26 protein-coding genes are annotated in these 22,630 nt (G+C 74.8%); 12 read left to right on the top strand and 14 right to left on the bottom strand.

Annotated elements, in window-relative coordinates:
- Positions 1-35 precede the first annotated feature (35 nt).
- Entirely contained in the window at positions 36-662 is a 627-nt protein-coding gene (locus GA0070613_RS29235; RefSeq protein ID WP_089015224.1) for a GOLPH3/VPS74 family protein, read from the bottom strand.
- 138 nt (positions 663-800) lie between these two features.
- Between GA0070613_RS29235 and GA0070613_RS29240 the strand changes: the two genes are divergently transcribed.
- Genes GA0070613_RS29240 through hrpB form a run of 3 tightly spaced genes read left to right on the top strand, consistent with a single transcriptional unit; the run spans position 801 to position 4,487 of the window.
- A complete protein-coding gene (locus GA0070613_RS29240) occupies positions 801-1,643 on the top strand; it encodes a helix-turn-helix domain-containing protein (RefSeq protein WP_089015225.1) in 843 nt (280 codons plus the stop codon).
- A 40-nt stretch (positions 1,644-1,683) separates the two neighbouring features.
- On the top strand, positions 1,684-1,884 hold the full coding sequence (locus tag GA0070613_RS29245; RefSeq protein WP_089015226.1) for a DUF397 domain-containing protein: 201 nt from the start codon (positions 1,684-1,686) through the stop codon (positions 1,882-1,884).
- A gap of 23 nt (positions 1,885-1,907) precedes the next feature.
- Positions 1,908-4,487, top strand: coding sequence for an ATP-dependent helicase HrpB (hrpB, locus tag GA0070613_RS29250; protein ID WP_089015227.1), 2,580 nt, complete (start codon positions 1,908-1,910; stop codon positions 4,485-4,487).
- A 4-nt stretch (positions 4,488-4,491) separates the two neighbouring features.
- Here hrpB and GA0070613_RS29255 read toward each other — a convergent pair whose 3' ends face one another.
- The 3 genes from GA0070613_RS29255 to GA0070613_RS33860 all read right to left on the bottom strand — a co-directional run bounded on the left by GA0070613_RS29255 (position 4,492) and on the right by GA0070613_RS33860 (position 6,685).
- The gene (locus GA0070613_RS29255; RefSeq protein ID WP_089015228.1) at positions 4,492-5,217 is read right to left on the bottom strand and encodes a PP2C family protein-serine/threonine phosphatase; all 726 of its coding nucleotides are present in this window, start codon (positions 5,215-5,217) and stop codon (positions 4,492-4,494) included.
- Between the two features lie 956 nt (positions 5,218-6,173).
- Positions 6,174-6,386 (bottom strand): hypothetical protein, encoded by a 213-nt coding sequence (locus tag GA0070613_RS33855; RefSeq protein WP_231929553.1) that lies wholly within the window; start codon positions 6,384-6,386, stop codon positions 6,174-6,176.
- A complete protein-coding gene (locus tag GA0070613_RS33860; protein WP_231929554.1) occupies positions 6,347-6,685 on the bottom strand; it encodes a GNAT family protein in 339 nt (112 codons plus the stop codon). Before GA0070613_RS33860 ends, GA0070613_RS33855 begins: the two co-directional genes overlap by 40 nt.
- Positions 6,686-6,756: 71 nt before the next feature.
- On the opposite strand from GA0070613_RS33860, the gene GA0070613_RS29270 reads away from it, so the two are divergent.
- From GA0070613_RS29270 to GA0070613_RS29280, 3 genes are read left to right on the top strand one after another with little or no spacing between them, the layout of a single operon-like run.
- The gene (locus tag GA0070613_RS29270; protein WP_089015230.1) at positions 6,757-7,365 is read left to right on the top strand and encodes an HAD family hydrolase; all 609 of its coding nucleotides are present in this window, start codon (positions 6,757-6,759) and stop codon (positions 7,363-7,365) included.
- Positions 7,366-7,422: 57 nt separating this feature from the next.
- Positions 7,423-8,742: an MFS transporter gene (locus GA0070613_RS29275; RefSeq protein ID WP_089015231.1), complete on the top strand. Its 1,320-nt coding sequence runs from the start codon at positions 7,423-7,425 to the stop codon at positions 8,740-8,742.
- A gap of 13 nt (positions 8,743-8,755) precedes the next feature.
- Entirely contained in the window at positions 8,756-9,289 is a 534-nt protein-coding gene (locus tag GA0070613_RS29280; protein ID WP_089015232.1) for a GNAT family N-acetyltransferase, read from the top strand.
- 172 nt (positions 9,290-9,461) lie between these two features.
- Here GA0070613_RS29280 and GA0070613_RS29285 read toward each other — a convergent pair whose 3' ends face one another.
- From GA0070613_RS29285 to GA0070613_RS29305, 5 genes are read right to left on the bottom strand one after another with little or no spacing between them, the layout of a single operon-like run.
- A complete protein-coding gene (locus GA0070613_RS29285; protein ID WP_089015233.1) occupies positions 9,462-9,719 on the bottom strand; it encodes a UBP-type zinc finger domain-containing protein in 258 nt (85 codons plus the stop codon).
- Positions 9,720-9,747: 28 nt separating this feature from the next.
- Positions 9,748-11,328 (bottom strand): Na+/H+ antiporter, encoded by a 1,581-nt coding sequence (locus GA0070613_RS29290; protein WP_089015234.1) that lies wholly within the window; start codon positions 11,326-11,328, stop codon positions 9,748-9,750.
- Between the two features lie 25 nt (positions 11,329-11,353).
- Complete coding sequence (locus tag GA0070613_RS29295) at positions 11,354-12,331, bottom strand: TIGR03885 family FMN-dependent LLM class oxidoreductase (RefSeq protein WP_089015235.1); 978 nt, start codon at positions 12,329-12,331, stop codon at positions 11,354-11,356.
- Positions 12,332-12,372: 41 nt separating this feature from the next.
- The gene (locus GA0070613_RS29300) at positions 12,373-13,785 is read right to left on the bottom strand and encodes an NADP-dependent succinic semialdehyde dehydrogenase (RefSeq protein ID WP_089015236.1); all 1,413 of its coding nucleotides are present in this window, start codon (positions 13,783-13,785) and stop codon (positions 12,373-12,375) included.
- Positions 13,786-13,797: 12 nt separating this feature from the next.
- The gene (locus GA0070613_RS29305) at positions 13,798-14,061 is read right to left on the bottom strand and encodes a DUF6343 family protein (RefSeq protein WP_089015237.1); all 264 of its coding nucleotides are present in this window, start codon (positions 14,059-14,061) and stop codon (positions 13,798-13,800) included.
- Between the two features lie 172 nt (positions 14,062-14,233).
- Between GA0070613_RS29305 and GA0070613_RS29310 the strand changes: the two genes are divergently transcribed.
- Positions 14,234-14,836, top strand: coding sequence for an antibiotic biosynthesis monooxygenase (locus tag GA0070613_RS29310; protein ID WP_089015238.1), 603 nt, complete (start codon positions 14,234-14,236; stop codon positions 14,834-14,836).
- Positions 14,837-14,952: 116 nt separating this feature from the next.
- Entirely contained in the window at positions 14,953-15,792 is an 840-nt protein-coding gene (locus tag GA0070613_RS29315; protein WP_089015239.1) for a GDSL-type esterase/lipase family protein, read from the top strand.
- Between the two features lie 84 nt (positions 15,793-15,876).
- Here the strand turns inward: GA0070613_RS29315 and GA0070613_RS29320 are convergent, their stop codons facing one another.
- The 3 genes from GA0070613_RS29320 to GA0070613_RS29325 form a co-directional block, all read right to left on the bottom strand.
- Entirely contained in the window at positions 15,877-16,614 is a 738-nt protein-coding gene (locus GA0070613_RS29320; protein WP_089015240.1) for an EcsC family protein, read from the bottom strand.
- 38 nt (positions 16,615-16,652) lie between these two features.
- On the bottom strand, positions 16,653-16,799 hold the full coding sequence (locus tag GA0070613_RS32855) for a hypothetical protein (RefSeq protein ID WP_172875919.1): 147 nt from the start codon (positions 16,797-16,799) through the stop codon (positions 16,653-16,655).
- Between the two features lie 112 nt (positions 16,800-16,911).
- Complete coding sequence (locus tag GA0070613_RS29325) at positions 16,912-17,799, bottom strand: peptidase M23 (protein ID WP_089015241.1); 888 nt, start codon at positions 17,797-17,799, stop codon at positions 16,912-16,914.
- Between the two features lie 433 nt (positions 17,800-18,232).
- Between GA0070613_RS29325 and GA0070613_RS29330 the strand changes: the two genes are divergently transcribed.
- The 3 genes from GA0070613_RS29330 to GA0070613_RS29340 all read left to right on the top strand — a co-directional run bounded on the left by GA0070613_RS29330 (position 18,233) and on the right by GA0070613_RS29340 (position 20,484).
- A complete protein-coding gene (locus GA0070613_RS29330) occupies positions 18,233-19,153 on the top strand; it encodes a proteasome assembly chaperone family protein (RefSeq protein ID WP_089015242.1) in 921 nt (306 codons plus the stop codon).
- 147 nt (positions 19,154-19,300) lie between these two features.
- Positions 19,301-20,098 carry an exodeoxyribonuclease III gene (locus tag GA0070613_RS29335; RefSeq protein WP_089015243.1) on the top strand — a complete coding sequence of 266 codons (798 nt, stop codon included), beginning with the start codon at positions 19,301-19,303 and terminating at the stop codon, positions 20,096-20,098.
- 59 nt (positions 20,099-20,157) lie between these two features.
- A complete protein-coding gene (locus GA0070613_RS29340; protein WP_089015244.1) occupies positions 20,158-20,484 on the top strand; it encodes an antibiotic biosynthesis monooxygenase family protein in 327 nt (108 codons plus the stop codon).
- Between the two features lie 6 nt (positions 20,485-20,490).
- On the opposite strand, the gene GA0070613_RS29345 is transcribed toward GA0070613_RS29340, so the two are convergent.
- Both GA0070613_RS29345 and GA0070613_RS29350 read right to left on the bottom strand, forming a co-directional pair.
- Positions 20,491-21,171: a class F sortase gene (locus GA0070613_RS29345; RefSeq protein ID WP_089016268.1), complete on the bottom strand. Its 681-nt coding sequence runs from the start codon at positions 21,169-21,171 to the stop codon at positions 20,491-20,493.
- A gap of 7 nt (positions 21,172-21,178) precedes the next feature.
- Positions 21,179-21,754 carry a hypothetical protein gene (locus tag GA0070613_RS29350; protein WP_089015245.1) on the bottom strand — a complete coding sequence of 192 codons (576 nt, stop codon included), beginning with the start codon at positions 21,752-21,754 and terminating at the stop codon, positions 21,179-21,181.
- 129 nt (positions 21,755-21,883) lie between these two features.
- Here GA0070613_RS29350 and trmB point away from each other — a divergent pair, with 129 nt between their 5' ends.
- Positions 21,884-22,618, top strand: coding sequence for a tRNA (guanosine(46)-N7)-methyltransferase TrmB (gene trmB, locus GA0070613_RS29355; RefSeq protein ID WP_089015246.1), 735 nt, complete (start codon positions 21,884-21,886; stop codon positions 22,616-22,618).
- Positions 22,619-22,630 lie beyond the last annotated feature (12 nt).

The following is a 22,630-nucleotide window of genomic DNA, read 5'->3' on the forward strand; positions in this document are numbered from 1 at the left end:
CACTCCGGTTCGAGGGGAGGGATGAGGGAGGTGGGTCAGGGGGCGCCACGCAGCACCGCGGCCCCGACGGCGGCCTCGGTGTGCCCGACCAGTTCCTTCAGTGGCGCCGGCAGCGCCGGGACGAGCACGCTCAGCCGGTGGTGGGCCAACGGTCCGGCGCTCCAGAGCACCTCGCGGGTCAGCCCGGTGGCGACGATCAGACCGAGCAGCAGGGCGTCCGGCACGGAGGGGGGTTCCGGGCGCTCCAGCAGGGTCCGCAGCCGGGTCGCCGGCCAGGCCGCCGCGTTGAGGTCGGCCGGCTCATAGCTCAGGCTGGTCCGCAGCAGGCGGCGGTGCTCCTGCCGGCGCAGCACGCCGGCGCGGGCCAGCCGCTCGCCGACCGAGCTCACCCCGGTCTGGGCCAGGAAGCTGAGCCAGGTGCGGACCGCCTGGTGCTGGGGCTCCCCGATCAGCTGGTCGAGCACGGTGTGCGCGAGCGCGTCGGCGGGCGGCCGGCGGTCCAGCACGGTGAGCAGTCCACCGGAGACCGTGATCCGTCCGAAGAGGACCAGCTCACCGAGCAGGCCGGCGGCGAGCCCCAGGCCGGTCGCCGTCGGATGCAGCTTGGCCTTGCCCCGGCTGTCGTTGTGGGCGATCAGGAAGAACTCATCAGCGATGAGCAAACGATCCTCCTGGCGGTCCACAAACGATCGACACCGCACAGAGGATGCACCCCGCACTCTCGGGATGCAACTCCCGCATTCGAAGGTTGCACTCCGTACCGGCGCGACCTGCGGATCTTGGCGTGACAGACTCGGAGGGTGACCGCCAGCCCCACCGTTCGCCGCCGCCGCATCGCCCGGGAACTCCGCCAACTGCGCGAACGCGCAGGGATGACCCTCGATGTCGCCGCCCGCCAGCTCGACATGTCCAAGAGCAATCTCTCCCGGATCGAGACCGCGCAGATCGGCATCAAGCCCCGGGACGTCCGCGCCGCGCTCGCGCTCTACCAGGTGACCGGTGCCGACGCCGACGCGCTGATCGAGATCGCCCGGGGGGCGCAGCAGCGCGGCTGGTGGCAGAACTACAGCGACGTCCTGCCGGAGTGGTTCGAGTTCTACGTCGGACTGGAGGCCGAGGCGGCCACCGTGCGGACGTACGAGGCCGAGTCGGTGCCGGGGCTGCTGCAGACCGAGGCGTATGCCCGGGAGATCTACCGGATCACCGCGGGCGAGGACGGCATCGAACGCAAGGTCGCCGCCCGCCTGCACCGGCAGGACGTGCTGCACCGCGACTCGCCGGTCCGGCTCTCCGTGGTGCTCAACGAGGCGGTGCTGCTGCGCGCCGTCGGCGGCCCGGCCGTGATGGCGGCTCAGCTCAGCCACATGGCGAGACTCGCTCAGCTACCCAACGTAACCATTCACGTACTTCCATTCAGTGCCGGTGGGCATCCGGCGATGAGCACCCCGTACGTCATCCTCAGCTTCCCCGATGCCGCCGACGCCTCTGTGGTCTACCTGGACAATCTCACCATGGGGCTGGCTTTGGAGGATGTTGCGCAAGTGCACGGGTATAGCCTGTTGCATGAGGAGCTGTGCCGGATGGCACTGGATCCGGCGGCGTCGTTGACCCGCCTGGAGCAGGCTTCTCGTAACTTTGCGTGACCGCTAGGCGGCACGCCGACGGAAGACGAGAGGTACGGGGATGACCGCGCTCGACCTGTCCCGGGCGGACTGGCGCACCAGCACACGCAGCAGTGGCAACGGCAACTGCGTGGAGGTCGCCGCGGTGGGCGGTCGGATCGCCGTGCGGGACAGCAAGGACCGCGGCGGCCCGGCGCTGGTCTTCCCGCCGACGGCCTGGGCGGCCTTCGTCACCGGCGTGGACGGGGTGCGCCCGGCCTGAGCACCGGGTGCGAGAGTGGGACGGTGCTCTCCGACGTACCCCTCGACCTGCCGGTCCGGCCGGTGCTCCCGGCGCTGGTCGGGGCGCTGCGGGCGACCGGCGACGCGGTGCTGGTGGCGCCGCCGGGCACCGGCAAGACGACCCTCGCCCCGCTCGCGGTGGCCGACGAGGTCGCCGGCCGGGTGCTGATCGCGCAGCCCCGCCGGGTCGCCGCCCGGGCCGCCGCCCGCCGGATGGCCGGCCTGCTCGGCGAGCCGGTGGGCGAACGGATCGGGTACGCGGTCCGGGGCGAGCGCCGGGTCGGACCGACGACCCGGGTCGAGGTGGTCACCACCGGCCTGCTGCTCCGCCGCCTGCACCGCGACCCGGAGCTGCCCGGGGTCGGCGCGGTGCTGCTCGACGAGTGCCACGAGCGGCAGCTCGACGCCGACCTGGCCCTGGCCTTCGCGGTGGAGGCCCGCGGCACGCTCCGCCCCGACCTGTGGCTGCTGGCGATGTCGGCCACCCCGCAGGCGGACCGGTTCGCCGCGCTGCTCGGCGCCGACGGGCGGCCCGCGCCGGTGGTCCGGGCGGAGGCTGCGCTGCACCCGGTCAGCCGGATCTGGGCGCCGCCGCCCCGGCCGATGGCCGCGCCGGGCGCGGGCCGGGTCGACCCGGCGCTGCTCGACCACGTGGCGGCGACCGTCCGGCGGGCGCTGCGCGAGCGGGACGGGGACGTCCTGGTGTTCCTGCCCGGCGCCGGTGAGATCGGCGCGGTCGCCGGCCGGCTGGCCGACCTGCGGGACCGGATCGCGCTGCTGCCGCTGCACGGCCGGCTGCCCGGGGCGGCGCAGGACGCGGCGCTACGCCCCGCCGATCGGCGCCGGGTGGTGCTGGCCACCGCGGTGGCGGAGAGCAGCCTGACCGTGCCCGGGGTCCGGGTGGTGGTGGACGCCGGATTGAGCCGGGTGGCCCGCACCGACCTGGCCCGGGGACTCGGCGCGCTGGTGACCGTCCCGGTGTCCCGGGCGGCGGCCACCCAGCGGGCCGGCCGGGCCGGGCGGGAGGCCCCGGGCGCGGTCTACCGGTGCTGGTCGGAGGCGACGCACGCCCGGCTGGCGCCGCATCCGGAGCCGGAGATCGCCACCGCCGACCTCACCGGTTTCGCGCTGGAGCTGGCGGCCTGGGGCGACCCGGACGGCGCCGGGCTGGCCCTGCCCGATCCCCCGCCGCCGGCCGCGATGGCGGTCGCCCGGGAGACCCTCACCGCCCTCGGGGCGGTTGACGCGGACGGGCGGATCACCGCCCGGGGCCGGGTCATCGCGTCGGTCGGGGCGCATCCCCGGCTGGCCCGGGCGCTGCTCGACGGGGCGGACCGGGTGGGCCCGGACCGCGCCGCCGAGGTGGTGGCGCTGCTCGCCGAGGAGACCGTCGCCGGGCCGGGCGACGACCTGACGGCCGCCTGGCGCCGGCTGCGCACGAACGTGGACCCGGCCGCCACCGCGCGCTGGCGCGCCGAGGTACGCCGGCTCCGGTCCGCCCTGCCCGCCGGGACGCCCGCCGACCGCGTCCCCGACGGCGCGGACGGTGCGCGGGCCGGCGACGGATCGTCGCGGGCCGCCGCCGCGCGGGGAGGCCGCCTCCCCGACGACCTGGCCGCCGGGCTGGTGGTGGGTCTGGCGTACCCGGAACGTTTGGCCCGGGCGCGGCGGGCCGGCGGTTCGGCGTACCTGATGGCGGGCGGCACCGCCGCGGAGCTGGCGCCGGGGTCGGGCCTGGCCGGGTCGGCGTGGCTCGCGGTGGCCGTGGCCGACCGCTCTCCCGGCGCGCCGTCGGCCCGGGTCCGGCTCGCCGCGCCGGTGGACGAGGCGACCGCGCGGGAGGCGGGCGGCTCGCTGCTGCACACGGAGCGGGAAGTGGGCTGGTCCGGCGGGGACGTGGTGGCCCGGGAGGTGGTCCGGCTGGGCGCGGTCGAGCTGGTCGACCGGCCGCTGGCCGCGCCGGGGCCTGAGCTGGTCGCCGCGGCGGTGCTGACCGGCCTGCGCGAGGGCGGGCTGGGGCTGCTGACCTGGACCCCGGCGGCGACCGCGCTGCGCGCGCGGCTGGCGTTCTGCCGGCGGGCGCTCGGCGACGAGTGGCCGGACGTGGGCGACGCGGCGCTGCTGGCGGAGGCGCGGCGCTGGCTCGGCCCGGAGCTGGCCCGGGCCCGCCGCCGGGTCGACCTCGCCCGGATCGACGTCGCGTCGGCGCTGCGCCGGCTGCTGGACTGGCGGCAGGCGGCCCGGCTGGACGAGCTGGCCCCGGAGCGGCTGGCCGTGCCGAGCGGCTCCCGGGTCCGGGTGGGCTATGCCGACCCGGCCGCGCCGGTGCTCGCGGTGAAGCTCCAGGAGACCTTCGGCTGGCGGGAGGCGCCCCGGATCGCCGACGGCCGGGTGCCGGTGCTGCTGCACCTGCTCTCCCCCGCCGGCCGGCCGGTCGCGGTCACCGCAGACCTGCCGTCCTTCTGGCGGTCCGGCTATCCGCAGGTCCGGGCGGAGCTGCGGGGTCGCTACCCGCGGCACCCGTGGCCGGAGGACCCGACCACCGCGGAGCCCACCCGGCGGGCGGCGCCCCGGCGGCGCTGAGAGGTTATTCGTCGACGATGTCGGCGATCACCACGGTGACGTTGTCCGGGCCGCCGGCGCGCAGGGCCAGGTCGATCAGCTGGCGGGCGCACGCCTCCCGGTCGGCCTGGCCGGGCAGCACCTCGGCGAGTGTGTCCGGGCGGACCACGTTGGAGAGGCCGTCGCTGCACAGCAGCCAGCGGTCGCCGGCCGACGGCACCATCGTCGCGTACGTCGGGGAGACCTCGTCGCCCTGCAACGCCTGGGTGACCACCGCCCGGCGCGGGTGGCTGCTGGCCTGCTCGGCGGTGATCACACCCTGGTCGACGAGCATCTGCACGAAGGTGTCGTCGCGGGTGACCTGCTTGAGCACCCCTTCGCGGAACAGGTAGGCCCGGGAGTCGCCGACGTGGGCCAGGGCCAGGCAGCTCCCGGTCCGGGCGAAGAGCAGGGCGGTCAGTGTGGTGCCCATGCCCTGGCGTTCCGGATCCTCCTCCACCGCCTGGCGGATCCCCGCGGTGGCCAGCTCGATCCCGCTCTGCAGGGCGGCGACCAGCGCGTCCTCGGGGGTCTCCACGTCCAGCGGCCCGACCGCGTCGATCGCGATCCGGCTGGCCAGGTCACCGGCCGCCATGCCTCCCATGCCGTCGGCGACGGCGACGAGCCAGCTGCCGGCGTGGAGCGCGTCCTGGTTCCCGCTACGGATCAGCCCACGGTCGCTCGCCCCCACGGAACGAAGCTTCAGGGTCATGGGAGGCAGCCTGCCAGGCGAAGGGCGCAGTTGTCTCTAGGAGATCAGGACGATGCCGTGTGGCGCGGTGAATCTCACTGTCCGTCGCGCGGCCGACCCGTCGCTCAGCTCATCGGGTCGGATCGATTGACAGCGGCGAGACGCGCTGGAAACATCGGGCTGCTGTGGGAGCGCTCCCGGATTCCCCGCCGCACTCCCACACGAGCGGCTGAACGGCACCGCCTGCATCGTCTCCTGACCTGGCGCGGCGCCGAGCGAGGACCCTCTGGCCGGACGCTACAGAGCTGATGACGTGAACGATTCAGCGGCGCGGGACCCGGCCGGCCGACGGTGGCCGGGGCCCCTCCCTGATTCACCCACGACATCAGCTCCACCGCGCGCCGGCACCAGGCGAAGAGCAGTTCATCTTCTTCATGGTGTTTCTCCTTCTCGGTCGGTGACACGGGGTGTTCCATCAGGGACTTGTCGTCGCCACCCGGCTCCGCTGGACCAGCCGCGACGCCGCCGCGGCCACCGTCCGCCGCGGGGTCGTCCAGGAGTACCCGCTCCCGGACGCGCCGGCCGACGGGATCACCGTGCACGACGTGCTGCTGGACGAGGCCACCGGTTACCGGCCGACGGACCGCCTCGGGTCCGGTGACGCGGCGGTCCGCGAGGCGGGCCTCTGGGTCGAGTGGCGCGGCGGCGCGGCGGCGGTGGACCACCTCCCGAGCCGGGCCTCGTACCCGGTCCGGCGGGCCCGCACCCGGTTGTTCTCCCTCGCGCCGGGCCAGCGCGGACGCTGGCGGGCGAACTTCCGTTTCACCGGATGCGCCTGCTCCGCCCGCTGGTGGTACGAACAGTGGACCGTGCAGGTCGCCCACGCCCCGGCCTCTTTCACGCCGCGCGGTACGCCCGCGACGTGGACCACCGGGTGCACCTCTACGGGGGTCCACGCCCCGGCCAACGCTGACGGGTCAGCCGACGGTCCGGCGCATGGCGACCCGCTCGGCCGGGTCCAGTCCCATCGCGGCCTCGGCGGCCAGCAGCTCGGTCAGCCCCGGCGTGACCTGCGCCCCAGTCAACTCCCGGAACCCGCACCGGGCGTAGTACGGCCCGTTCCAGGGCACGTTCCGGAACGTGGTCAGCGTCAACGCCGGCAGGCCCTGGTCGGCGGCCCACCCGGCCACGTCGTCGAGCAGTCTCCGCCCGATCCCCCGCCGGCGTACGCCGGGTCGACGCTGAGCTGCTGGACGTGCGCGCAGCCGTCCACCAGGTCGAGCACGGCGAAGGCGAGCGGCCGGTCCGCGGCGTCAACCGCCACCCGGAGTCGCCCGGCCCGCTGGCAGGTGGCGAGCACGTCCAGCGGCAGCGGTGGCATGTCGGCGACGTCGACCATGCCGATCTCCCGGAACGGCGCCCCGGAGGCCGGCTCCATCCGCTGCACCTCAATCAACTCGTCCGGCCGGGCGATCCTGATGCTCCCCACGCCGCCGAGCCAAGCAGAGCGGCGCGATCCGGGCCAGCGTGTTTTTCCGCCCCATCCCGTACCGTGCACCGGTGCTCCTGTCCCTGCCGCCCGGCCACTTCCGCGCGTACCTGTTCGACTGCGACGGCACCATCGCCGACTCGATGCCGCTGCACTACGCCGCCTGGCGGTCGGCGCTGGACGAGTGGGGCTGCGAGTTCCCCGAGGACCTGTTCTACGCCTGGGGCGGCCGGCCGGTCGCCGACATCGTCGCCACGCTCAACGAGCGGCACGGGCTGGCCATGCCGGTCGACACGGTCGCGCGGCGGCGGGAGGCGCTGTACCAGCGGTCGCTGCCCGAACTGACCGCCGTACCCGAGGTGCTCGCGCACATCGAGGACGCCCACGGGCGGTACCCGTTCGCGGTCGTCTCCGGCAGCACCCGGGAGTCCGTCACCGCCTCGCTCACCACGCTCGGCCTGCTCGACCGGTTCGACGTGCTGGTCTGCGCCGGCGACTACGCGCGGGCCAAGCCCGACCCGGAGGCCTTCCTCGTCGCCGCCCGGCTGCTCGGCGTACCCCCGGAGTCCTGCCTCGTCTTCGAAGACACCGACCTGGGTATCGCGGCGGCCACCGCGGCCGGCATGGCGTCGGTCCGCGTACCGCAGCCCGCAGAGCGGGCCGTGACCGGTCTCCTGTGACCGGCGTCGCGTCGCCAGGGACGGCCGGTCCGGCCGGCCCTGCCTAGGGTCGGTGGCATGGCCGTCGATGAGGACGCCGCAGCTCCGCCACGGCCGCCGCGTGGGCTGAGGAGAATCCTGGGCGGGCCAGCCTCGCCGATCCCGCCGCCCGGGCGGCTGCGCACCCTCTCCCTGGCCACCCTGGCCAACACGGTCGGCTCGGGGCTGTGGCTGGCCGGCGCGGCCCTCTACCTCACCCGCGACGTGGGGCTCTCCGCCGCCTCGGTCGGCGCCGGGCTCACCGTCGCCGGGCTGGTCGGGCTGACCGCCAGCGTGCCGCTGGGCAGCCTCGCCGACCGGCGCGACCCGCGTACGCTCCGGGCGGTCCTGCAGCTGTGCCAGGCCGCGGTCGCCGCGTCGTACCTGCTGGTCGGCTCGTTCCCGGTGTTCCTCGTGGTGGCGGTGCTCGACGCGCTGCTCACCTCCGGCAACCTCGCCGTCCGCGCCGCGCTGGTCGCCGCCGTCGGCGGTCCCGAGGGACGGGTGCACGCCTTCGCCACGCTGCGGGCGGTGGCGAACCTGGGCATCGCGGTCGGGGCGGGGCTGGCCGGGTTCGCGCTGGCCGCCGACACGCACCTGGCGTACCAGGTGCTGGTGGCCGGCAACTCGGCCACCTACCTGCTGTCGGCGGCGCTGCTGCTGCGGCTGCCGGCCTACCCACCGGCCCCGCGCGACGGCACGGCCGCCCCGCGCCGGGGGCGGGCGCTGCGCGACGGACGCTTCCTCGCGGTGAGCGGGGCGTCGGCGGTGCTCGCCCTGCACTGGACGGTGCTCACGCTCGTCCTGCCGCTGTGGGCGGTGACCCGGGCCGGCGCGCCCCCGCCCGTGGTGTCGGCGGTGCTGCTGACCAACACGGTGCTCACCGTGCTGCTGGCGGTGCGGCTGAGCCGCGGCGCGGACGCCGCCGTGCCGGCGGCCCGGCAGCTGCGCCGGGCCGGCCTGGCGCTGGCCACGGCGATGCTGCTGTACGCCGCCACCGCCGGGCTGCCCACCGCCCTGGCGGTCGCGCTCCTGCTGGGCGCCACCGTCGTCTACACCGTCGGCGACCTGTGGCACGGCACCGCCGGAGCCGGGCTGGCCTACGACCTGGCTCCGCCGGAGGCCGTCGGCGCCTACCAGGGGGCGGACGGGATGCTCGCCGGCCTGGCCCGGGCGGTCGGCCCGGCCCTGCTGACCCTGGTGATCCTCGACGGCGGGGTGCCCGGCTGGCTGGCGGTGGCGGCGCTCTTCGCCGTCGTCGGCGTGACCGTCCCGCCGCTGACCAGGTGGGCGCTGGCCGGCCGGCGGTCGGCGGTCGCGGCCGGGAAGACCGACGACGGACCCGCGGACCCGGTGTAGCAGCATGTCGGCCATGAGCGATCAACGGACCATCACCATCCGGCCCGGCGGAGCCAACGACGCGGCCACCGTGCTGCGGCTGCTCGACCGCGCCACCGCCTGGCTGGTGGCCCACGGCCGGACCGGCCAGTGGGGCACCGAGCCGGCGTCGACCGACCCGCGCCGGATCGCCCAGGCCGACGCCTGGGCGACGGGCGGCGGACTGCACCTGGCGGTGCTCGACGACATCCCGGTCGGCGCGCTGGTGGTCGGTTCCGCCACCGATTACGTCCCCCCGGCCACCGAGCCCGAGCTGTACGTCAACCTGCTGGTCACCGACCGGGCGCACGCCGGCCTGGGGATCGGGGCGCGGCTGCTGGAGCACGCCGCGGAGCTGGCCCGGGCGCGCGGGCTGGGGCTGCTGCGGGTGGACTGCTACGGCGGGGACGACCGGGCGCTGGTCCGCTTCTACGAGGGCTGCGGCTTCACCGCCACCGACCCGTTCACCGTCGAGCGCCCGGGTCGGGAGCCCTGGCCCGGCCAGGTCCTCGCCCGCCGCCTCGGCTGAGCGCTCACACGTCGACGTCGACGGGGACGCCCGGCGGCAGCCAGCGGACGGCCCGCCGGACCGGCTCGGGAGTTCGGGCGAACGCCTGCTCCACCGCCTGCCGACCCTCCCGGAAGCGCTGTGACCGCCCCGACGGCGGCCGCTCCCAGTGTCGCGCCGGCCGGGCGCGGCGTCAGCCGATCTCCTCGTCGACGAAGCACCAGCGCCACGTCTCCCCCGGCTGGATCGACCGCATCACCGGGTGCCCGGTGGCCTCGAAGTGCTTCGTCGCGTGCTGGTTCGGCGAGGAGTCGCAACAGCCGATGTGCCCGCAGGTCAGGCAGCCCCGCAGGTGCACCCAGTCGGCGTTGCCGATGGCCAGGCAGTCCGGGCACTCGTCGGTGGGCTTCGGTTCGACCAGGGCCCCTTCGGCCAGATGCGGACAGCTCATCGGTCATCCCCCCACTCGACTCGGCTGCTCACTCGTCGTTCTCCCGGCGCAGCAACGATTCCTCCAGGTCCAGGTCGCGGTAGGCGCGCACCAGCACCTCCTCGGGGATCTTCCCGGAGTCCCGGGCGGCCCGGAAGACCTCCCGCTCGGCGTCGATCATCTCCTGCCGCAGCCGACCGTACGCCTGGGACGGGGTTTCCCGCCCGGCGCCCCCCAGCCGTTCCCAGGCCAGGTTGGTGCGGCTCTGCACGAGTCGCTGCAACCGCTCGACGACGGCCTGGGGCGCCCCGTCGGCCAGCTCGTCGAGGCGCTCCCGGGCCGCGCGGCTGGCCTGCTGTTGCACAGCCGCGGCGGAGAGCGCGTCCTGCACCGGGTCGTCCGGCGGGAGCTTCAACCGCCGGGCGACGGCCGGCAGGGTGGCGCCCTGGGCGACCAGGGTGACCACGATCACCGCGAACGCCAGCCAGATGAAGAGCTGCCGCGGGTACGGCCGCCCCTCGGCCAGGGTGAGCGGCAGGGCCAACGCGGCGGCGAGGGTGACCACCCCGCGCATCCCGGCCCAGCCGAGGACGATCGGGACCCGCACCGGCGGCGCCGGGTCCCGGCGCCGGACCCGGGGCACCAGCCGGGCCAGGTAGGTGGACGGGAAGAGCCAGACGAACCGGGTGACGAAGACGGCGGCCAGCACCGCGACGGTGATCCCGGCGAGGAAGCCGAATGGCTCGTTCAGGTCCCGGACCACCTCCCGCAGTTGCAGGCCGACCAGCAGGAAGACCAGCCCCTCCAGCAGGAACCGGATCAGCCGCCAGAACGCGGCGACCTGGAGCCGGGAGGCGGCCGACATCAGCAGCGGCAGCTTGTGGCCGATGCCCAGCCCGGTCACCACCACGGCCACCACCCCGGAGGCGTGGATCTCCTCGGCGGCGAAGACCACCGCGAACGGCACGATCAGCGACAGCGCGTTGTCCAGCACCGCATCGGTGGTCCGCTTGTGCAGGTAGCCGAAGACGACGACGCCGAGCAGTCCGATCAGGATGCCGCCGCCGGTGGCGACCAGCACCTCGCGGGCCACGTCCCCGACGCCCACCCCGCCGCCGGCCACGGTGGCCGAGACGATGGCTACCCGGAGCAGCACCAGCGCGGTGGCGTCGTTGACCAGGCTCTCCCCCTCCAGGATGGTGACGATCCGGCGGGGCAGCCCGACCTTCCGGGCCACCGCGGTGGCGGCCACCGCGTCCGGCGGCGCCACCACCGCGCCGAGGGCCAGGCAGATCGCGTACGGCAGGTCGGGCAGGAACAGGTGCACGACCGTGCCCACCACGAAAGCGGTGAACAGCACCAGCCCCACCGCGAGCAGCAGGATCGGCCGCAGGTTGAGCCGGAACGCCGGCACCGACGTCTCCAGGGCCGCCACGTAGAGCAGCGGCGGCAGGATGCCCACCAGCACCAGGGTCGGGTCCAGCCGGACCTGCGGGAAGAACGGCAGGAAGGACAGCGCGAGGCCGAGGACGACCAGCAGGATCGGCGCGAGCAGGCCCAACCGGCGGGCCAGCGCCGCGCCGAAGGTGGCGATCGCGAGGAAGACCACGACCTGGAACAGAGCTTCCATGGGGTACGAGCCTAGGCGGCCCGCGTTACCGGCGTGATCCGGCCGCGGTACGCAGTTTCGGCAGCACCTCGGCGCCGAACGCGTCGATGAACGCCCGCTGCTCCTGCCCGACGTGGTGCAGGGCGATCTGATCGAAGCCGAGCGCCAGGTACTCCTCCAGCCAGCCGACGTGCCGGCCCAGGTCGGCGGAGACGTTCACGGTCGAGGTGACCTTCTCCAGCGGCACGTCCTGGCTGACGACGTCGAAGTGCTCGGCCATCTCCAGGTCCCAGCAGACCGGCGGGGCGAAGACGTTGCTGCGCCACTGGTCGTACGCGATGGCCTCGGCCGCCGCCTGGTCGGGCGCCCAGCTCACGTGCGCCTGGAGGTGCAGCGGCCCTCGCCCGCCGGCGTCCCGGTACGCGTCGATCATCTGCCGCAGGTGGTCGACCGGCGCGTTGACGGTGATCAGGCCGTCCGCCCACTCGGCGCACCAGCGGGCGGTGGCCACGCTGACCGCCGCCCCGATCAGCGCCGGCGGCTGCTCGGGACGGGTCCACAGCTTCGCCCGGTCGACCCGGACCAGCCCGTCGTGGCTGACCTCCTCGCCGGCCAGCAGCGCCCGGATCACGTCGACGCACTCGCGCAGCCGCGCGGTGCGGACGTCCCTGCGCGGCCAGCCGTCGCCGGTGATGTGCTCGTTGCTCGCCTCGCCGGTGCCCAGCGCCGCCCAGAACCGGCCCGGGTACATCGCGCCGAGGGTGCCGATGGCCTGCGCGATGATCGCCGGGTGGTAGCGCTGCCCGGGCGCGTTGACCACGCCGAACGGCAGGTTGGTGGCCTGGAGGGCGGCGCCCAGCCAGGACCAGGCGAAGCCGGAGTGGCCCTGCCGGGCGCTCCACGGTGAGAAGTGGTCCGAGGACATGGCGGCGCCGAAGCCGGCCCGCTCGGCATGGATCACCGCTGCCAGCAGCTTGCCGGGGTGGATCTGCTCGTGGGACGCGTGGAAGCCGAACACCGTCATGGGCGCACCTCCTACCCATGACGGTGCCCGGCCAATCGCGGCTACTCGGCGTGCGCGCCGGCCCCGGCGGAGGCGGCGCCTTCGCCGATCCAGACGGTCTTGGTGTTGCAGAACTCCCGCATGCCCACGGCGGACAGCTCCCGGCCGTAGCCGGAGTTCCTCACGCCGCCGAAGGGCAGCTCCGGGAAGGACGTCGTCATGCCGTTGAGGAAGACGTTGCCGGCGTCCAGGTCGGTGGCGAAGCGCTCCTGCTCGGCGGGGTCGGTGGTCCAGGCGTTGGAGCCGAGGCCGAACTTGGTGCCGTTGGCCACCTCGATGGCCTCCTCATAGGAGGCGACCCGGTAGAGGCCGGCGACCGGGCCGAAGACCTCCTCGGACCACATCCGCATCTGCGGGGTCAGGTCGGTGACCACGGTCGGCGGGTAGTACCAGCCGTCGCCGGCGGGCTGCTCGCCGCCGCAGAGGACGGTCGCGCCCTGGTCGATCGCGTCCCGCACCTGGGCGTCCACCTCGCCCCGGCCGTGCTCGCTCGCGAGAGGACCGACGTCGGTGCTCTCGTCCATCGGGTCGCCGACCTTCAGCGCCGCCATGTTGGCGGCGAACTTGTCCGCGAAGGCGTCGAAGACGTCCGTGTGCACGATGAACCGCTTCGCGGCGATGCAGGACTGGCCGTTGTTCTGGCAGCGGGCGGTGGTGGCGACCTCGGCGGCCCGGTCCAGGTCGGCCGAGGGCATCACCACGAACGGGTCACTGCCGCCGAGCTCCAGCACCGTCTTCTTCAGCTCCCGGCCGGCGATCTGGGCGATCGAGCGACCGGCGCCCTCGCTGCCGGTCAGCGTGGCGGCGCGGACCCGGGGATCGCTGAGGATCCGGTCGACGGCGTCCGAGCCGACCAGCAGGGTGGTGAACGCGCCCTCGGGGAAACCGGCCCGGCGCAACACGTCCTCCAGGTAGAGGGCGGTCTGCGGCACGTTCGACGCGTGCTTGAGCAGGCCGGTGTTGCCGGCCATCAGGGCCGGCGCGGCGAACCGGATCACCTGCCACAGCGGGAAGTTCCACGGCATCACCGCGAGCACCGGACCGAGCGGCTGGTAGCGGACGAACGCCCGCTTCGCCTTCACCGCGCCGGCGTCGGCCAGCTCGTCGGCGAGCATCCGCTCGGCGTTCGCGGCGTAGAAGCGGCAGGCGGTCGCGCACTTGGTCACCTCGGCCTTCGCCGCCGCGTACGTCTTGCCCATCTCGGTGGTCATCAGCCGGGCGGTGTCGTCGCGCTCGGCGTCGAGCAGGTCGGCCGCCGCGTTCATCCACCGGGCCCGCTGGGCGACGGTGGTGCGGTGCAGCTCCCGGAAGGCGAGGTCGGACCGCTCGATGGCGGCGTCGATCTGCTCGTCCGACATCGGGTCGTACGTCTTGAGCACCTGTCCGGTGGCGGGATTGGTGGTGGCGATGGGCATGTCGTACTCCTGTCACTCGAACAGTGAGTGCCGCGAGCCCGGCTCCTCGCGGTGGCGGGCCGCGCGTCGGCGTTGGATGACGACCAGGTCGACCACGGCCACCACGGCGAGGACCGCGCAGACGACGCCCAGCCATGCCAGGTGCACCCGGAACGCCAGGACCGCGAAGACGGTCATGCTGACCAGGCCGAACAGGGCCAGCGCGAACCGGAGGTTCAGCGCGCTGTACGCGTGGCCGACCGTGCCACGGGCACGCCGGGGCTGCGATCTCGTCATTCCTCCGGGCTACCCCGGCACGAGCGCCGCTAACCGGCCGAACCGCCTCGGTGGACCCCGGTGATCCCCGCCACTGAGCGGGTATCCGGCGGCTGCCACACCCCCGGTGGGTTGCGTTACACCGGCTACGCCGCGACGGGCCGATCCCGACGACGGCGGGAAGGATGAGGGCATGACCATGACCCACGCGGTGCCGGTGACCGTCGCCATCGCCCGGCGCGCCGATCCGGCGCGCACCGAGGAGATGGTGGCGTGGATGCGGGCCGGCACGGCGCTGGCCGAGAGCTTCCCCGGCTTCCTGGGCGCCGGGTTCGTGCGGAGTGCGCCGGGGTCGCCCGAGTGGCACGTGATGTACCGCTTCGCCGACGACCAGACGCTGCGCCGGTGGGAGGAGTCCCCGCAGCGGCACTGGTGGCTCACCTCGGCCCAGGGCATCGTCGAGCACACCCGGGTGGAGCGGCGGACCGGCATCGAGGGCTGGTTCGAGCAGCCGGTCGACCGCGTGGTGGAGACGCTGACGCCGGCCGCCGCCGAGGCCGCCGCGCCGCCAAGGTGGAAGCAGGCGGTGACGATCTGGCTGGCGTTCTTCCCGCTGAGCCTCACGGCGACGCTGCTCACCGCCCGGTTCATCGCCGGCGTGCCGTTGGCGGCGCGGACCCTGCTGATGACGCTCTGCCTGACCCCGCTGATGACCTACCTGGTGCTGCCCCGGATCACCCGGGCCCTGCACTGGTGGCTGCACGGCCAGCCGGCCCCCTGGCGGAACGGTCGGTAGCACGCCCATTTTAACGACAGTTGTCAATGCCTGAAAGCTGACCGGAGTCGTTCCCCATCGCGCGACGCGCATAGGGTCACCGTGCCGTTGCTCTGCGCCGTCGGACGGGGGACGTGATGCCTCGACGCTGGGTCGCCGCCCTCGCGTGCCTGGCGGCGCTGGTCGCGATCGCCTGCGACGGGGCCGACGCCTCGCCGCGACCGTCGGACTCCGCGCGCCCCGGCGCGCCGGCGGTGATGTCGGCGCTCGGCGACTCCATCACCACCGGTTTCGCCTCCTGCCTGGTGCTGGTCACCTGCGAACGCAACTCCTGGTCCACTGGGGACGGCCTGCGGGTGGAGAGCCACTACCGGCGGCTGCGCGAGCGCAACCCGGCGCTGCGGGCGTACGACCGGGCGGCGGCGGGGGCCCGGGCCACGGCGTTGGCCGGGCAGGCCGGCGCGGCGGTCCGCGACAAGGCGGACTACGTCACGGTGCTGATCGGCGCCAACGACGCCTGCCACGGCGGCATCGACGCGATGACCCCGGTGGCCACCTTCCGCGATCAGGTCGACCGGGGCCTGCGAGTGCTGCGCAAGGGCCGGCCCAGGGCGCGGGTGCTGGTGGTCAGCATCCCCGACCTGTACCGGCTCTGGCAGGTTGGGCACACCGAGCCCCGGGCGGTGCGGGCCTGGGCGTACGGCATCTGCCCGGCACTGCTGGCCGACCCGACCTCGACGGCGCCCGTCGCGGTGGCCCGCCGGACCCGCTTCCGGCAGCGGATCGACGACTACAACGCCCAGCTCCGCGCGGCCTGCCGGGCGTACGGGTCACGCTGCCGGTGGGACGGCGGTGCGGCGCACCGGCTGCGCTTCGGCCTCGACCTGGTCAACTCCCTGGACTGGTTCCACCCGAACGCCTCCGGCCAGGACCGGCTCTCCGAGGTGAGCTGGCCGGCCGCCGGCTGGTCGGGCTGAGCGGCGCCGGCCGTTCGATCCGACCCGGCCCGGCCCGGTGCCGCTGCCCGGCGTTGCGGGGGAAAACGCTGGGCGGCGGCCGGGTCAGGGGCGGCGCTGCCGGGGCAGGCCGTCCGGACCGTTGCGGTAGAGGGCGCGGGCCCGCTCGGCGAGATCCCTGGTCGCCGAGGAGTTGGCCCAGGTGCCGAGGATGATCGCCGCGCCGGGGACCACCTTGGCGACGACCCGCTTCGCCGCCCGCATCCCGGCCATCTGGGCCAGCCGTACGCCGAGCTGGAGCATCACCCGGCCCAGCGGGCGTTCCCCGGCCATGCCGAAGAGCGCCCCGGCGCGTTCCCGCCCGGCGGCCACCCCGAGGGCGAGCCGAGCACTCTCGGCGACCTTGTGCACCCGCTGCAGCACCAGCAGGTCGGTGGCCCGGTCGGGGTGCACCGCGTCGACGCCGTACGCCGCCGCGACGTGCAGCACCAGCCGGGCCTGGGTCCAGGCCAGCACGCCCACGTCGACCACCGCGCCGGCCAGCCCGGCGGCGCCGGAGACCGCGCCGGAGAGCCGGGCGTGGTTGACGAACTTGCGGACCGCCTGGTCGGCCAGCTCGTCACCGGAGACGTCGGGCCGCTCCGCGCGCTCCCGGGCGGCCCACTGCGCCGCCTCCGGCCCGAGCCGCCGGACGGCCTCCAGGGCCAGGTGCTCCGGGGCGTACTGGGGGTCGTCCCGCATCCGGTCCCAGAGCGTGGCCGGCGGCGTCTCGGGGGCGTCGGCCGGGGCGGTGGGCGGGGTGGGGACGGTGGGCTCGCCGTCGACGGGCGCGGAGTCGGTCACCAGGGCTCCCGGGGGGGGTCGGTTCGCGGCGTACGGGGTCAGCGCCGGCGGCTGGACAGCCGCGACGCCAACTGCTTGAGCTTGCGCTGGTTCTCCGGCTTCGCCAACTCGCGCCGTCCCCGCTCGACGAGTTGCTGACCGCGCGGCGAACGCAGGAACGTGCTGATCCGTTGCACCAGTGACATGTCGTCCTCCTGTCGGCGGTCCCCCGTCATGTGTACCCGGGAGCGGCAACCCCTGGTACCCGGAGCCGCCGTCCGGCACGCGTCCACAGTGCGCCCGCGACACCCGCCCCGGTCAGCCGAGGATCGCGTCGACGACCTCGTCGGCCCGCCACTCGTGCTGGGCGTACGCCCACGGGAAGGCGGACACCTGCACGGCCTGGGCGGCGTCGGTGAGCGCCATGTCCTGCCAGCCGGGGATCTGCTCCAGTGCGGTGAGGAACTGCTTCGTGGCGTACTCCGGCCTCATGAGGTCGCCCACCGTCCCCCAGCCGCTGCTGGGACGCTGCTGGAACAGCCCGACCGAGTCGTGGTCCCAGCCGATCGCCTGGTGCGGGTAGTTCTGCGACTCGGGCAGCACCGCGCTGGCGTAGTTGTAGAGGTTGCTCTCCTGCATCGCGGTGGCCACCGCGATGACCAGGCCGCGGCGGGGCACACCCATGTCCCGGCCGGCGCGCACGATCGCCTTGGCGTTGTCCATCTGGTCCTCGTCGAGGCCGGCCACCGGGGCGATCCGCTTCGGCTTCGGCTTCGGCTTGGGCTTGGCCACGGGCTTCTCGGTGGCCGACGGGGAGACGTCCGGGTCGGCGGTCTGCGGGACCGGCGCCGGGGTCTGCCGGTCGCTGCCCCGGGACGCCGCGTCCGGGGTCGCCCGCTCGGCGACCTGCGCCGGCTGGGCGGGGGCATTCGTGCCGTCGACCGCGCCGGCGCCGACCTGGGTGACGCCGACCAGGCCGAGGCAGCAGACCGCGCCGGTGGCCACCGCCAGCCGGGTCCGGCCGGGCCGGGGGGCGAGGGGGTTAGCGAAGCCGCCGAGGCGGGTACGGAGGAAGCCGAGGCCGGGGAGCCGGGAAGCGGAGGGCTCGCAGGGGCTGGTTGACCGAACGGTGGAGGAGCTATCGTCCGAACGGTCAGCCGAACCGCCGAGGCCGCACTGGTCGTCGAGGGTGCCGTCGTCACGCATTCGACGAGGCTAGGCGGGTGGACCACGGGTCACCCAGCGTCACCGAGTGGCCCTGCTCACAGTTGCGCCCGCCCGAACCGGACCGGCCGGGCCGTCCCCTGCGTGGACGGGAGGATCCTCGCGGATCGGTCAAACCTCCGCCGGGCCACGAGTCGCGCTGCCCGGGGGAGGTAGCACGCGCCCGGCGGGCGACCACGCCATGAACGACTAACTAGTCCTTTCGGCCGATCCACCATTCACCCTTACGGCGACAGGCGGTGCAAGATCAGCGTATTCGCCCCGAATTGATCACCCGATGCGCCGAATTGTGATCATCCAGCGGCCGCCGAGCCGGGTCCCGCCGGAATGGATCAGGATTGCGGGTACGTTGCCCGAACCGGGTGCCGTGCGCGCACGGCCACCCGTACGCGCGTATCCAGGGAGGTCCCGACCGGTGCTCGACCCACACGAGCTCTACGAACTCACCGACGAGCTGCCCGAACTCGGTCAACCGGTGCTGATCCAGGCGCTCACCGGCTTCGTCGACGCCGGCAACGCCACCCGGCTGGCCCGTGAGCAGCTGCTCACCTCCCTCCAGGCGCGGCCGATCGCCCGGTTCGACGTCGACCAGCTCTTCGACTACCGCTCCCGCCGCCCGGTGATGACCTTCGTCGAGGACCGCTGGACCGACTACGACGCCCCGGCGCTGGAGCTGCACCTGCTCCACGACGACGACGAGACGCCCTTCCTGCTGCTCACCGGCCCCGAGCCGGACGTCCAGTGGGAGCGCTTCGTGGCCGCGGTCGCCGGGCTCTCCGCCCGGCTGGACGTCCGGCTCACCGTCGGGCTCAACTCCATCCCGATGGCGGTGCCGCACACCCGTCCCACCGGGGTCACCGCGCACGCCACCCGCCGGGAGCTGATCGCCGGCTACGAGCCGTGGCTGCAACGGGTGCAGGTGCCGGGCAGCGTCGGCCACCTGCTGGAGTACCGCCTCGGCGAGCAGGGCCGCGACGCGCTCGGCTTCGCCGCGCACGTGCCGCACTACGTCGCCCAGACCGAGTACCCGGCCGCCGCCGAGGCCCTGCTCGCCTCGGTGTCCCGCAGCACCGGCCTGCTGCTGCCCGGCGACGGGCTGCGCGCGGCCGCCGAGGTGGTCCGGGTGGAGATCGACCGCCAGGTCGCCCAGACCGAGGAGGCGGCCACCCTGGTCCAGGCCCTGGAGGAGCAGTACGACGCGTTCGCCCGGGGCCGCGGCGAGAAGAACCTGCTGGCCGCCGAGACCGGCCCGCTGCCCACCGCCGATGAACTCGGCGCCGAGCTGGAACGCTTCCTCGCCGAACAGACCCGGCCGAACGACACCCCCGGCTCCTGACCGCCGGGCCGGGCCCGGTCGGTTCGGCTGCCGAGCCGGCCACCGCGCCCCGGCTCGTGACCGCCGGGGCCCGCCCGGCCGATTCGGGCCGCGACACCCGGGGCGGCCGAGGCGGCGCGGCGGGCGGCGATGCGGCAGGCTGAAGGCATGCGCCTGGCGACCTGGAACGTCAACTCGGTGAAGGCCCGCCTCCCCCGGCTGCTCGACTGGCTGGCCACCACGAAGCCCGACGTCGCCTGCCTGCAGGAGACCAAGTGCCCCGACGGGGCGTTCCCGGTCACCGAGGTGGGCGAGCTGGGCTACGAGGTGGCCAGCCACAGCGACGGCCGGTGGAACGGGGTGGCCATCCTCTCCCGGGTCGGGCTGGCCGACGTTGCCGTCGGGTTCCCCGGCGAGCCCGGCTTCCCCGAGCCGGAGGCCCGGGCCATCTCGGCGACCTGCGACGGGCTGCGGGTCTGGTCGGTGTACGTGCCGAACGGCCGCGCCCCCGACGACCCGCACTACGCGTACAAGCTGGCCTGGTTCGCCGCGCTGCGCGACGCGCTCGAACCGGAGCTGACCGGCGGGCTGCCCCTCGCGGTCTGCGGCGACTTCAACGTCGCACCGACCGACGCCGACGTCTGGGACCCGGCGCTCTTCGTCACCTCCACCCACGTCACCCCCGCCGAGCGGGCGGCCCTGGCCGCGCTGCGCGACCTCGGGCTCAGCGACGTGGTGCCCACCCCGATGAAGGGCCCGCACCCCTTCACCTACTGGGACTACCGGGCCGGGATGTTCCACCAGAACAAGGGCATGCGGATCGACCTGGTGTACGCCTCCGCGCCGTTCGCCCGCACGGTCCGCTCCGCCTACGTGGACCGGGAGGCGCGCAAGGGCAAGGGCCCCTCCGACCACGCCCCGATCGTGGTGGACGCCGACCTGGTACCGGCCGTCGAGGGGTTCTGAGCCGCCCCGCCGTCGTCGCGGCCCGGACCGGCGGCCGGGCCGGTCGTTAGTGTGAAGGCATGGCAGTCGTGAAGATCAACGCGATCGACGTCCCGCCCGGCTCCGGTGAGGAGCTGGAGAAGCGGTTCGCGGCCCGGGCCGGCGCGGTGGAGAACTCACCCGGCTTCCTCGGCTTCGAGCTGCTCCGCCCGGTCGCCGGGGAGAGCCGCTACTTCGTCTACACCCGCTGGGAGTCCGAGGAGGCGTACCGGGCGTGGGCGGCAGGCCCGTCCCGGGCCGCGCACGCCGGCGGCGGCGGCGAGGGTGGCGAGCAGCGCCGGCCGGTCGCCAGCGGCGCGACGCTGCTGGAGTTCGAGGTGGTCCAGCAGGTGCCCGGCAAGGGCTGAGCCCGGTCAGGGCCGGCGGGTGTCGACCAGTGAGGCGAACGCGATCACGTTGTCCGCGTAGCCGGTCCTTCCGCCCAGCCAATCGCCGCCGCAGGTGATCAGGCGCAGCCCCGGCGGCCCGTCGTCGCCGTACACCCGGTCGGCCGGCAGGTTCGCCTTGTCGAAGTGCTCGACCGTGTCGACCTTGAAGGTCACCAGGCTCCGGTCCGACCGGGTCACCTCGATCCGGTCGCCGGGCTTGAGCTTGCCCAGCTCGTAGAAGACCGCCCGGCCGCTCTTGGTGTCCACGTGCCCGACGATGATCGCCCGGCCCGGCTCCCCCGGCGTCGGGCCGCGGTCGTACCAGCCGGTCTGGTTGTGCTTGCTCAGCGGCGGCACGGCGATCGAGCCGTCCCTGGCCTGCCCGACCGGGATCACCGGCGCGCTGACCTTGATCGCCGGCACGGAGAGGCTGACCGGGCGGCTCGCCGGCAGCCGGTTCTCCGGCTGCGGGTCGCCCTGCGCGGGGCGCGCCGGATCGGCGGCCCAGTCGAACGGCCCGGCGGTGCGGCCGAGCCCGGCCCCGGTGGCGAAGACCCCGATCAGGACCAGCACCACGGCCAACGGCGCCGACCAGCGGCTGCGCCCCGCCCCCGGGTCACGCCGGGCCGAGCGGGCGGCCGGCTGCGGAGCGGGATGCGAGGCCATGGCGTACTCAGCGGCTGGCGGCGCCACGGACGGTACGGGGCCGGCGGGACGCCACCACGCCGACGGTCGCCCCGGCCAGGGTCAGCGCGAGCCCCACCGGCACGAGCAGGCCGCCGAGACCGAGCCCGCCGGCGGTGCCGCCGAAGCCGGTCGCCGGCCCACGGCTCGGCCCACGGCTCGACTCGACCCGCTTGACCACCTGCAGCATCGTCGACGCGGTCTGGCCGCCCGGGCACTCCAGCTTGACCCGGTAGTTGCCGGGACGGGTCCGCTCCCTGACCATCGGCGAGGCGGTCAGCAGCCCGCGCTGCGGTTGCACCTGCACCCGGCCGAAGGCGTCCGACACCACGATGGCCGGCACCGAGTTGTCCCGGCAGCTCGCCCGGATGCCGACCAGGAAGCCGGGCTCCACGGTGCTCGGCGTGACCTCGACGAAGATCACGTCTTCGGGCTGCGACTGCGGCTGGCCGGGCGCCGGCTCGGCGACGGGGAACGGGGCGGCCAGGGCGGGTACCGCCCCGAGCAGCGGGGCGAACACGGCAGCCGCGATCACCAGCGCCGCGCGGCGCGTGACTGACACCATGACCCCTCCCGGCGCGGTAGGGCGGTACCGGGCAGCGGGCCGCCCGTCCTGCCGTACGGGATGAATCCTCTCACCCCCGGCCGCACCTCACATCCGATCGGCCGAACCCTCGCGTAGGCTCGGGTCGCTGTGACCTCCACCGACCAGAACCTCGCCGCCCCGCCCGCACACGCCGCGCGGATCCGCACCTTCCACCCCCGCCGGGGGCGGATGAGCGGCCGCCAGCTCGACGCGCTGGACCGGCTCTGGCCGGCGTACGGCCTGGACATCGCCGACCTCGACGGACCGTTCGATCCGACGGCGCTCTTCGGCCGGCAGGCCCCGCTGGTGCTGGAGATCGGGTCCGGCATGGGCGACGCCACCGCCGCGATGGCGGCGGCCGATCCGGACCGACACTATCTGGCGGTTGAGGTGCACACGCCCGGAATCGCCAACCTCCTCGACCTGGCGGACCGGCACGCGCCGGGCAACGTCCGGGTGGCCCGGGGCGACGCGTTGGACCTGGTCCGGGCGCTGCCGGAGGGCTCGCTGGACGCGGTGCACGTCTTCTTCCCCGACCCGTGGCCGAAGGCCCGGCACCACAAGCGCCGGCTGATCCAGCCCGGCCACGTGGCGCTGCTGCGTTCCCGGCTGGCCCCGGGCGGGACGCTGCACTGCGCCACCGACTGGGCCGATTACGCCGAGTCGATGCGGGAGACCCTGACCGCCGACCCGGAGCTGGTCGACACCCACGGCGGCTTCGCCCCCCGCCCCGCCCACCGCCCGGTGACCAAGTTCGAGCGCCGCGCCGTCACCGCCGGCCGTCCCGTCTTCGACCTGATCCACCGCCGGGTGGCCCCCACCCCCGCGCCCGTCCGGGGCTGAGCCGCGGGCGCA

Origin of the sequence: Micromonospora inositola, assembly GCF_900090285.1 — a bacterium.
Classification (GTDB): domain Bacteria; phylum Actinomycetota; class Actinomycetes; order Mycobacteriales; family Micromonosporaceae; genus Micromonospora; species Micromonospora inositola.